Raw genomic sequence first — 11,575 nt, forward strand, 5'->3', positions numbered from 1 at the left:
AAAGCCATCCACGTCCTACAGAACTACGAGATCACCGCAGGATGAAAATGGCTCACTGACCTGGTGTTGGCCAGATCGGCCCGCCGCACGGTCACGGTGCTGACGGAGGGCTGCGCCACGGGAGCTGGTTCGGATGGCCGACCGCGAACCAGCAGCACCGTGGCGCCTATCGCGACGAGCACGACGAGCAAACCCGCTGCGGCGACCACGTTCCGGCGGCGATTGAGCTGCATGCGGCAATGTTCGGAGGCACTTGTGAGGAACGTGTGTGAATGAGGTGTTGATGCTGAGGACGTGCTTATCATCGATGCGATGAACGCTCTGATCATGGTCTCGGAGGACGACGAGAACCAGGCCGAACTTCTGCGCCGCTACCTCGGGCAGGACCACTACCGCGTGGTGGTCGCCCGCGACGGCCGCGAGGCATTGGACTTGGCGCGTTCGCACGAACCCACGCTGGTGGTGCTCGACGCGATGCTTCCGGTCATCGACGGTCTGGACGTGTGCCGAGCGCTGCGCGCAGGTTCCGACGTGCTCATACTCATGCTCACCGCCCGGTCCACGGAGGACGATTTGCTGCTGGGCCTCGGCTTGGGCGCGGATGACTACATGACCAAGCCGTTCAACCCGAGAGAACTGACGGCCCGTGTGCGGACCCTGTTGCGGCGGAACAGAGCCGAACCATCCACTTCAGCACTGCGAGCAGGTCCGATCGTGGTGGACCCGATCCGGCATGAGGTGACGGTGCATGGTGAACCAGTCGACTGCACGCCTGCAGAGTTCCGCCTGCTTGAGGTACTCGCGTCCGAAGTGGACCGGGTGTTCACCCGCGAGCAGCTGCTGGAACGGCTACACGGGTTCGACCGCTACATCACCGATCGCACGATCGACACGCATGTGAAGAACCTGCGCCGCAAGATCGAACAGGACAGCCGTCGGCCGGCCCACCTGCTCACCGTCTACGGGATCAGGTACAAGCTCACCGATGGACTTCCCGATGCACCGCAGTGTCTACGTCCGCTTGCTCGCCGTCGCCGTGCTGATCGCGATGTACTCGATCGCGATGACCGCGTGGCTCGCCACCCAGCTGCCCCGCGCTTCGATCGCTCATGACCAGGGCCAGGAGCTGGCCACGGACATCCGGATCCACGCCGCGCTGCTCAGCTATGCCATCGGCAATCGCGACTGGCGCGATGTCGACGGTCTGGTGCGGTCGATCCTCGGTGAGCATCCGAATCGCCGCATCGTCCTCATGTCCAAGGACGGTGAACTCCTCGTGGACGCCGGCGGTGACAACGGCCCATTGCCCTCCACACCTTCTGCGGTGGTCGACCCGTTGGCCGTCGACCCGGTGCTGGTGCCGGCAGCGCCCACCGACCGCATCGATGAGCGGGTCCTCGGACCATTTCGAACACCCATGAGCTCTCGCGACCGCGTGGACAGCACTGGAACCCTGAGCTGCCTGCGTGCGAAGAAGAATCAACTACCGGCAAAGGACTGCCAGGAGAACCAGCTGTCACCAGACACCGTGGCCGACTTCCACGCCCTGCTCGACCTCGAGGATCTGGTTGGTGCCTGCCTGACGCGCAAACAGCTTTCTCCGGTGAACCTCAATCCAGACTTCACACCGATCATCGACAAAGGCACGGCCCGCGCACGCTCCGACGAACCGGCCATCACCAACTGCATTGCGGCCGCCCGCAAAGAGCAACTCGCCCCCTACGTGCCCCCACCCGCGCTCCTCTACTTGACGAATCCGTCCGGGATTCCCACCACCGCGTTCGACGTGACCGGCAACGGCTGGCAGGTGACGTCAGCCGCCGCGGTCGTGCTCGTTGTCGCGGTAGCCGTGACAGCGCTTGCCGGTGCCCGCATCACCCGGCCGCTGCGGGCACTCACCGCGGCGGCACAAAACATGTCCGACGGCGGCGAACCCCCTTTGGTGAAGGTGTCCGGCTCTGACGAGATCGCCGAACTGGCCAAGGCGTTCAACACGATGGCGGCGAGGCCGGCCCAGATGGAGCGGACGCGCAAGGCCATGGTGAGTGACATCGCGCACGAGCTTCGCACACCGTTGAGCAACATCCACGGCTGGCTGGAAGCTGCCCAGGACGGCCTCAGCGACCGCGACCCCGCCTTGATCTGCTTGTTCCACAAGGTAGCCATGATGCTCCAGCACATCGTCGACGACCTGCAGGACCTCGCGATCGCGGACGCGGGCGAATTGCGTCTCGCCGTCGAACCGCTGGCGGCCGACGCGATGCTGGCCCAGGTGCGCAGAGCGCATGAGGCACGAGCAGCTCGGTCCGGGGTCACACTGACCGCCCACGCTCCGAAAGGCCTCGTCGTCAGGGCGGACCCGTTGCGGCTGCGACAGATCCTCGACAACCTCATCACCAACGCCTTGCGCTACACACGACTCGGCGAGTCGGTGACGATCAGAGCTGCCCGGCAGGAGCACGGCGCGGTCATCACCGTCGCGGACACTGGAGCCGGCATGGCTGCCGAGGGCCTGCCGCACGTGTTCGACCGCTTCTGGCGCACCGACAAGTCCCGCAGCAGGAACACCGGCGGCAGCGGGGTGGGACTCGCGATCGTGCGCAAGCTCGCCGAGGCCCACGGCGGCTCTGTTGATGTCATGAGCGCGGTCGGCAAGGGTACGACCTTCACGCTGCACTTGCCGAGCTGACCGAAGTCTCACGAATGGGCGGTCACGATGCGGCGAGCCACACACAACCGGTGTCCACGGCGCGAGGGAGGGTCCGCATGTTCAGTGCTGCGGGCACAGGGGCTGGTCGGTGGCTGCGATGTGCTCCGGCCTGTTCTTCCACGCCGGAGCGAGCACACTCAGCCGGACAGGGCAACCTCAACCCCCTGCATGCGCCGGACAGTCCTCGCCGGCTGATCGCGGCACTGCACTCACAGCGCGCTGGTCGACCGCTCTTGCCGGTCGTCCCAGTCGCCGGACCGGAAACGGTGCGAGTAGCCGCGTGGACAGCGTATCCGAGCTGCGTCAAAGCTTCCTGCCGATGACCGACAACCGATATCCGTCCGATGTGGACATAGCGGTCGCGCATGAGAACCTCTGCGCACGATCACCGAAAGGTGCGTCGCGATGGCGGCTCAATGCCATGGCAGCCTCGAGCTCACGCCACCTTCGACTGCAGACTGGGGCCTGGTCGTGTACCGCTCCTCATCGAGCACCCTGCTCACCCGCCCGCATCGTCGCGAGCCGGCCATGCGCGACTTCCGCATAGCCACGATGTTCACGTCCTCGGCAGTTGCACGACGTTGGTTCAGCGCGACCGACCAGTAGGGCGTTCGTGCAGAGATTGAGGCTATTTCGGGAAGATCGACCCGTGATAGTTCTGATCAGGTGTATGTCGGTGCTCTACTCGGGCCCGCACCGATGTGGAGTGTGCGTGATGAGTCGTTCGGGCTTGCGCCTAGCCCATTGCACGGTGCCGTTTCCAGGCCGTTGAGCCCACAGCGTTGTGAGCAGCAGGGGCGCGACGGCCCGACATCTCACGAAGGATTTTGGTCATGCGACTGTTGTTGCAACTCGGGGCGGTCGCGGTGATCGCTTTCGCCGGCAGTGCCCTGGTCGGCGCGGTGCAGTGGAACGTCCCGCTGACCCTGGTGTTCGGTCTTGCGACGGCGGCATTGTCGTTGTTGGTGTACGCCTGGGTGGTGCGGCGGACCGAGCGCCGGACGCCGGTCGAGGTGGCCGCGCGAGGAGCGGCCGGTGCGCTCGTGCGGGGGTTGCTGATCGGCGTCGGCATGTTCGCCGCCGTCATCACGAACATCGCGTTCCTCGGCGGCTACGAGGTGCGGGGCTGGGGTTCCGCGGCGGGTGCGGTGGCGTTGCTGGGTTTCATGGCCGCAGCGGTCGTGGTGGAGGAACTGATCTTCCGCGGCATCCTGTTCCGCATCGTCGAACAACGCATCGGCACGTGGCTTTCGCTCATGCTCACCGGCCTGTTGTTCGGCGCGTCGCACCTGTTCAACCCGAACGCCACGGTGTGGAGCGCGACCGCCATCGCGATCGAGGCGGGGTTCATGCTGGCCGCCGCCTACGCCGCCACGCGCAACCTGTGGGTGCCCATCGGCGTGCACTTCGGCTGGAACTTCGCCCAGGGCGGCATCTTCAGCACCAGTGTGTCCGGAAAGGACGCACCACAGGGCTTGCTGGACGGCGTCACGTCCGGACCTCTCTTGGTGAGCGGCGGCGAGTTCGGCCCGGAGGCCAGCGCGTACTCGGTCCTGGCCGGCGTGGCGGTGACAGCCGCCTTCGTGTGGCTCGCCCGGCGCAGGGGCAACATCGTGCCCCTGCGCCGACGCTCCGCCCCCGCGACCGCGCTCGCCGAGTGATCGGTCTGGCGAGGCGGCACACCTTGCCGTCCCAACCGTGAGTGTGTCGATCTTTGTGAACGGACTCTTCGTCCACGCCAGCCCGGATCCACCGATGAGTTAGTGGTTCGGTCCGAGTCATAGACACGCAGATGCCCTCTTACTTGGGATGATTGTTCTTGCGACGGAACAAAAACCACCGAGTGAGAGGGCATCTGCTGGATGCAAGCGTCTCATACCCCCGGTCGGATTCGGGCCAGGTTCGACGATCCGAATCTCGTGTCGTGTGCCGGCCTGGTACCGGTGATGCGGCTCGCGCAGGACGCGGGCCTGCATGAACTGGTTGCCCAGCACCTGGAAGTGCCCGGCCCGGCCGGGCCAACGCGGCGGCGAAGGTCGGCTCGATCGTGGCCGGCATGGCGGCCGACGGACAGCATCGACGACGTCGATGTGGTGCGGCATGGCGCGATGCCACGGGGATGTCCGCTCGGTGCACGCCGTCCACACCCGGTTCCTGCAGAACCTGGCCGCACGCACCCCGCTGTTGCCCGGCGCCGATCAGCTGGTGTTCCTCGACATCGACGCCAAGAAGAAGCAGGTGCACGGCCACCAGCGCGACGGCGCGCGCCGCGCCTGTACCGGCGCGACGAGCCTGGACTATCTGATGGTGACCATGACCCGCCCGTTGTTCGCGCCGGTGATCCTGACCGCCCGGCTGCGCGATGGCGCCGCGCACTCCTGCCCCGGCGCTGCCTCCATGATCACTGAGGTGATCGGGCTGGCCCGGCGCTGCGGCGTGACCGGCATGATCGTGGTCCGCGGCGACTCCGGCTTCTACACCAGCGCGGTGATCACCGCGATCCGCAAGGCCGGCGCGGTTCAGCATCACCGCCCGCGACCACCACAACGCGATCACCACCGCGATCAGCGAGATCCCCGAGAGCGCCTGGCAGCCGGTCACCTACGACCGGCCGGTGTTCGACCAGGACAGCGAGACCTGGGTCCACACCGCCGAAGTCGCCCAGACCGGATTCACCGCGTTCACCAACACCACCCAGCACCCCGACGGCCCCGTCGCCGCGGGCCCGGTCGTGCGCCGCATCCCCGACCGCGGCAACAACAGCGGTGACAGCACCGGGCAGCAGCGGGAGTTGTTCACAGCCTGGCGATACCAGGCCATCTTCACCGACAGCGGGTTCACCCCCGCCGACACCGACCACCACCACCGCGGCCGCGCCCGCATCGAGCAAGTCCTCGCCGACCTCAACAACTCCGCCGCCGCCCACCTGCCCAGCGGCAAGTTCGCCGCCAGCGCCGCCTGGCTGATCCTGGCCTGCCTGACCCACAACCTGCTGCGCACCACCGGCACCCTCCGCCGGCACCTCGTGCAGGTCGCCGCCCGCGTCACCAGCACCGCCCGCACCCTCACCCTGCGACTACCCCAGCACTGGCCCTGGGCCGACACCTGGCTCGGGCTCTTCCACATCACCCACGCCCCACCCACACCAGCCTGACCACCCAGCCACCCGCCCCACCAGGCCTGACCGGAGATCCCACAGTGGAAAAGCTGAACAGACCAGCGGCCCCGCCCTGCACACAGGACGAGGCCGCATGATCACCAACACCAACCCACGCCCAAGATCGCTAACAATCCATCGGTGGATCCGGGCTGGGGTGGATGAAGAGTCCGTTCATAAAGATCAACTAGGGAGCGGTCGTTCGTGATGGTTCAGTTTCAGAATTGGACCCACAACTGAGTTGTGTTGTCCGGACGGTTGGGCCTGCACTCGTGATACTGGCCTGGGTAGCGACCCTGGGCCGTATTCTCACACTCAGACAACGCATACATGCTGTAGGCGCCATTCCACCACTGGACGAAGGTCAAGCTCCCCGACGCGGCGAGTTCGGTCTGACCGCTGTCAGCCTGGGCCATCCCCGCAGCGGAAGCCATTCCTCCGACCATCACCAGTGCGAAAGCAACACCAGTCGCAATCCTGCGTAGCACCTGAACTCCTCCTACTTGTAGCCGTGCGGTGGAAGCTCGTCTACACGGGAGGACGAGACCGCGTTCCAACGAATCGACGATGAAGGGCTCTCGGCCCGCCGTGTCTGCCCGAAAGTTCCTCTCGCACACCGTCCGGCCGCAGCAGTCGAACGCAGCAGTCAAAGTTGTGGAATTTCCTGGAGGAGAGGAACACTGAAGTGACGGACATGTCGGTCGGGCATGCGCCGCGCACCGCTGATGAGTGGCGTGGCTACCTGGTCGAGTACGGCGGGGTGTACGTGCGGACCGCGAACGAGTACGTACACCCACGCCTGACCACCGAGCAGATCGAGAGCCACTGGCTGGGCTCCGAGCCCGCGGACGAGCAAACCGTCGCAGCCACCGAGCACCGCCTGGGCATCCGGTTCCCGCCCAGCCTGCGGGCCTTCCTGAGCGTCACCGACGGCTGGCAGGGGGTCGGCGGGTGGATCGACGAGGTCAGTCCTTGCGCCGAGATCGACTGGCTGCGCAATACCGGCATCGGTGAGGACTTGATCGACCTCTACACCGAAGCGGAGCAGGAGGACAACGAGCCCGACGAACTGCTCGCGCTGTTCCGGCGCGCCCTGCTGATCACCAGCGGCGACGAGGATTTGTGGCTGCTCGATCCCGCCACGATTCATCCGGACGGCGAATGGACCGCTTACGAGTTCGCACCCAAGTACGGAGAGGCCGAAGAGCACCCGAGCTTTGCCGAGATGTTCCACGCGAGCAAGGAGCTGATGATCAGGATCGCCGAAGACGAGGACTGAGCCCAGGCATGGCTCGGCCTCAGGTCGTGGCGACGTGATCAGTCGGGCAGAAGGGCCAGCTCGGCTTCGACCCGCTTGCGTGTCACGCTGTCGGCAAGCCCATCGAGGCGGTCTAGCGCGAACGTGAGACATGTTCGTGCTCGCTCGGTCTCGCCGGCCTGTCGCCACGCGACGCCCTCACCCAGCGCCAGCTCCGCCTCATTGCGAAAGTTCGCTTGGCCCGCGCCGTACCGCGACCGCGCATCGTGGTAGCTCTGCGCGGCCTCTGGCCAGCGTCCCAATCCCGCGAGAGCATCACCGATCACCGTCAGCAGCAGCACCATCACCTTCCCCGCCAGTTCCGGGCCCGCTTCGTCACGCCGGTTCTCTGCCTCGGCGAGCAGCGCGGTGTGCAGGTCAAGCGACTCCTGCAGTCTGCCTGCCGCCAGTAGCGCCGTGCCCAGCCCCACCGACATCCAAACCCTCCATCCGAAGAAGTCATAGCCTTTCGACATCTCGTGAGCCAGCCTGCTGTGCTCGAGCGCTTCGTCTACTCGGCCGAGGCTCGCCAGCGCCTGTCCAATGCTCGAATGTATGGACAACGCTGTGTCGTGCAGATCCAGCTCCTGTGCGAGCGCACTTGCCTCGCGCAACATCTCGAGCGCACGTTCGCTGTCGCCGGCGGACAGGCGCTGTGCCGTGCCCGCCCAGGTCAACATCTCGGCTTCGCCGATCCGGTCACCCATCGCCCTGGCGGCCCGCAGACCGAGCTCGAACACCTCGTCCCACCGGTGCTGCGCGCGCCCGATGGAGTACCGGTGCATTGACCAGGCGAAGTCGTACACCTGCTTGTGCCAGCCGAGCGCCGCGGCCTCCCGCTGCACCGCCGACCAGGTCGTGACCTCCTGCTCCAGCCATTCGTTCGCCTCCTCGTGCGAGCCGAACGGGCTGTCCTGCGGCACCTCGATCACCTCGGGGAAGAACAGTGCGCCAGCGGCCGAGCCGCGCTCCAGGACATGCGCGTACAGCACGTCGCGAAGCTCGTCGCGCACATGCTCTGGTTCTTCCTCTACCCACCGCTCGCGTGCGAAGAGGCGGAGCAGATCGTGGAACTGGAAGTAGATCGGCGCGGCCGTGGTGTTGAGCAGCGACATTTCGACCAGTTCGTCCAGCAGCAGACCGATCTCTTCTGCCGGAACACCGGTGGCCACCGCAGCGAGCTCGTCGTCGAAATGAACGCCGGGGATCACGGCGAGCCTGCGGAACACCAACCGCGCCCGCGCGGGCAGCATCCGGTAGGAAACCTCGAACGCCGCCCGTGGATGCAGGTCACCCACCGACAGCGAGTCCAGCCGCCTCCGCTCGTCCCCCATCTGCCTGACCAGCTCGGCGATCGACCCGTGCTGCCGGGTGGCCAACCGGTTGCTCACGATCCGCACAGCCAGCGGCAGACAGCCGCACAGCGACACCAGCTCCCGCGCCGCATCGGCCTCGGCCTTCACCAGCTCCTCACCGACGATGGACCCGACCAGGTCCACCGCGCTCTCCGCGGGCAGCACGTCGAGCACCATCCATCGCGCCGACTCCAGCCCCGCCAGCACACGGCGAGAGGTCACGATCGTCAGGCTGCCCTCGCTCATCGTCAGCAGCGGCCTGACCTGCGCCTCGTCAGTGGCGTTGTCCAGAATGAGCAGCAGGCGCCGATCCCTCAGCAACGTCCGGAACAGCGAACCACGCTCGTCGGCCGTCACCGGCATCTGCCCAGACGTCACCCCCAGCGAGGTCAGCATCCGCTCCAGCGCGACAGCCGAGGTCATCGGCCTATCGTCGACACCCCGAAGGTCCAGCGCGAGGCACCCGTCCGGAAACTGCGATGCCAGACCGCCCGCGGCCGCCACCGCCAACGACGTCTTCCCGACGCCGGGAGGACCGGTGATCACGACGACACCAGCGGTCCCGGCATCCTGAGCCAATCGCCGGAGTTCGGCCTCTCTGCCGACAAGATCCCCTACGGCGGGCAAGGCCAACAGCGACGTCCTGTTCTCCATGACCGCGATGCGCCGGCGCCCCTCCTTGGCCAGCATCAGAAAAGACGTTCGTTCGTCGCGTTCGAGCCCCAGCGCGGTGGCCAGCAACTCAGCCGACCGCTCTTGCGGCGCGCTCGCCCGCCCGCGCTCCAGATCCCGTAATGCGCGAACACTCATGCCCGAAGCCGAAGCCAGCCCTGCCTGGGACAGCCCGGCTGCCATCCGGTAACGCAGGAGCATCTCACCGAATGGTGAGTGCGCCCCCGCCGGCCCGAGCTTGTTCATGCCAACATTGCACTCAAGGACAGCCAAAAGGGCAAATCGACGTGACCTCTCGGGAAAGCTGCACACCGCGTGGGGTCTCTCACACGAGAAGGAGGTCTGTCACACGGTCGGCTCCGTCGGCTGCTACCGCGACCGCCTCATGGCCTCGGAGCGAGTCTTGTCACCAAGGACCAGGCGGGGCAGGTCGTCAAGCCGACGGGCGACCTCCTGGACTTCCCGTCCAGGGTGGACAGGCGTTTGAGGCGACCGCTTGAAAAGTGGGACCCTCACTCACTCGCCATCGAGTCGGGTGAGACGACGCGCATCCCGGACGATTCACGGTGCCTCGCGTGCAGGTCGGCCACCTCCTCGTCGGTCAGCATCGAGGTTTCGCGCATGAAGTCCCCGGTGAGCCGCACCGAGGCCGGACCAGCCGGATTGATCAGCACATCCACTCCGTCGGCGAGCAGCACCACGAGTTCGTCGAGGTCGATCCGCCTCCACTGCGGCGAGCTGACCCGCCTGCGGTGCTGCTCCCCCGTCGCCACCACGACGCACGGCAGGTCGTCGGGCGATTTGGTGATCAGCGGACGCCCATCGCCGTTCATCGCGATGTCGAAGGTGCTGTCCCGCAGCATCAACTGAATCTGGTCGGCTCCGGCACTGCCGCGCAACACCAGCCTCAGCGCCGCATCCAGCGGATCCGTCGGCGAGTTCTCGTTCATGGGCACGTACTGCGGGTTCGCCTGGAACTTGCCGACCTCACCCTCGTTCACAGGCCAGAGCCCCACGACGGCCTCAATCGGCGGCGGCTCGTTCTCGTCTCCGGGACTCCAGCCTGGGTCCATCAACAGAATCCAGGTCTGCTGCCCGCGCTCGTCTTCGCGCGGCTGGTCAGTCACGGTTTCCATGTCGATCCTTCATCGGTGAGCAAACTTCGTCCTGTTCGGCCCAGGCCTGACGGTGTGCCGGATGCCTCCCCCAAGGGCGGTTCATCGCGGTGTTTTCGCCCGCACCGGCCAGCAGCTGAACGGACAGCAGGCGAACTCACCGAGCCATCACCACTTTGCGGCTGGAACGCGGGCTTTCCGCTTCCGCCGTCCACAAGCTCGGCAATCCTGGCACTGATTCTGCCTCAGGGCACGGGTTCCGCCTCAGGGTAAAAGCCCTGGGGTTCGGGAAGTACCAGCCCAAGTTACCGTCCGGGCAGAGCTCCTGAGCTCTCCTGCCGAAGCGAGCCCGCCCACCACTTGCGAGGACAACGCCGAATGCGCGGATATCGTGTCGCTGACGACGATGCCGCCAGGCGTATCGATCTCGTACCGAAACGTGCCCTTGTACGCATTTCCGCTCAGCGGCTGGAAGCGCGCCTCTGGTCACAGGCGAACGACACGTGGCCCGAGCCCTTGGTTGGTCCCCGACAAGTGACACTTCTCGGCCACCATCTCACGGAGAGTGACCGACTGGTTACGCCATCCTGGGCTGGCTTCGTTGAGAGCTGAGCCATGTTGGGCCTGCCCTTACCTGATCGTCCCAATCGGTCACTCCCGGCTTTGGAGCCAGAAGGGCACCTCACGCTTCCCATAGGTTCCTGATGTTCTGTGCATGTTGATTGTGGGAGCAGCCGGCAGCTGTAATTCGGCTTACTGAGGCGCGTCTTGCAGACGTGTCGTGAGCCGCGGAGGGTGTGTGATGGCCTCACCGCACGACGGGCGAGTCGAGCACCTGAAAGCGCAGCCGCACCTGACCGGGCCGTGGAAGACGTGGCGGAAACTATCGACTGTCGCGAGCGGTCGCGACTCGATGGTTGCCGCCCTCGAGCCACAAGGGCGGATCATCAAGGGCATCGCGGGAAGAAACGCCGGGATCGGGCGCCAGATCGAGAAGGGCCAGAAGATATCGGATTCGGGTTGTGCCTGCCGTGCGAAGGGCTGCTCGATCAGTGGCGTGAACGTCGTGTCGGGTCGCGGATCTCTTGCCTCGACGTCGGTCGACGACGGTGACAACACCTGGTTCGTGAGGTCCCGGTCTCCGCTCCTGATGACCTGCTCGGTCGTCTTGCGGCGTGTGGCGGGGCTTTGTTCGGGTTTGTGGTTGTGGGGGGTTGGTGTGGTGGGTCGGGGTGTCGTGGGGTGCGCGGGTGTGTCCGTGTGGTCGTG

General features: G+C 66.0%; 9 protein-coding genes. 6 read left to right on the top strand and 3 right to left on the bottom strand.

Translation table 11 applies throughout. From position 1 onward, the window contains the following. Window positions 1-23: 23 nt before the first annotated feature. Window positions 24-233: a hypothetical protein gene (locus IEZ09_RS45115; RefSeq protein ID WP_189260011.1), complete on the bottom strand. Its 210-nt coding sequence runs from the start codon at window positions 231-233 to the stop codon at window positions 24-26. Window positions 234-312: 79 nt separating this feature from the next. On the opposite strand from IEZ09_RS45115, the gene IEZ09_RS45120 reads away from it, so the two are divergent. The 5 genes from IEZ09_RS45120 to IEZ09_RS45140 all read left to right on the top strand — a co-directional run bounded on the left by IEZ09_RS45120 (window position 313) and on the right by IEZ09_RS45140 (window position 7,146). Beyond that, complete coding sequence (locus IEZ09_RS45120) at window positions 313-1,113, top strand: response regulator transcription factor (protein ID WP_189260012.1); 801 nt, start codon at window positions 313-315, stop codon at window positions 1,111-1,113. Then, entirely contained in the window at window positions 1,022-2,689 is a 1,668-nt protein-coding gene (locus tag IEZ09_RS45125) for a HAMP domain-containing sensor histidine kinase (protein WP_229813544.1), read from the top strand. The genes IEZ09_RS45120 and IEZ09_RS45125 overlap by 92 nt, the downstream gene beginning before the upstream one ends. Window positions 2,690-3,543: 854 nt before the next feature. Then, window positions 3,544-4,371, top strand: a complete 828-nt coding sequence (locus tag IEZ09_RS45130) for a CPBP family intramembrane glutamic endopeptidase (RefSeq protein WP_189260014.1) — start codon at window positions 3,544-3,546, stop codon at window positions 4,369-4,371. A 953-nt stretch (window positions 4,372-5,324) separates the two neighbouring features. Beyond that, a complete protein-coding gene (locus IEZ09_RS47645; protein WP_268247702.1) occupies window positions 5,325-5,864 on the top strand; it encodes a hypothetical protein in 540 nt (179 codons plus the stop codon). A gap of 697 nt (window positions 5,865-6,561) precedes the next feature. Continuing rightward, window positions 6,562-7,146 carry an SMI1/KNR4 family protein gene (locus tag IEZ09_RS45140; protein WP_189260017.1) on the top strand — a complete coding sequence of 195 codons (585 nt, stop codon included), beginning with the start codon at window positions 6,562-6,564 and terminating at the stop codon, window positions 7,144-7,146. Window positions 7,147-7,184: 38 nt separating this feature from the next. Here the strand turns inward: IEZ09_RS45140 and IEZ09_RS45145 are convergent, their stop codons facing one another. Beyond that, window positions 7,185-9,437 carry a helix-turn-helix domain-containing protein gene (locus IEZ09_RS45145; RefSeq protein ID WP_189260015.1) on the bottom strand — a complete coding sequence of 751 codons (2,253 nt, stop codon included), beginning with the start codon at window positions 9,435-9,437 and terminating at the stop codon, window positions 7,185-7,187. Between the two features lie 266 nt (window positions 9,438-9,703). Continuing rightward, window positions 9,704-10,327, bottom strand: a complete 624-nt coding sequence (locus IEZ09_RS45150; protein ID WP_189260016.1) for a type VII secretion system-associated protein — start codon at window positions 10,325-10,327, stop codon at window positions 9,704-9,706. A 781-nt stretch (window positions 10,328-11,108) separates the two neighbouring features. On the opposite strand from IEZ09_RS45150, the gene IEZ09_RS47255 reads away from it, so the two are divergent. After that, window positions 11,109-11,575: hypothetical protein (locus tag IEZ09_RS47255; protein WP_229813545.1), on the top strand; the 467-nt coding region annotated here is incomplete at its 3' end.

The organism is Lentzea flava, from assembly GCF_014648475.1.
GTDB classification, from domain to species: domain Bacteria; phylum Actinomycetota; class Actinomycetes; order Mycobacteriales; family Pseudonocardiaceae; genus Lentzea; species Lentzea flava.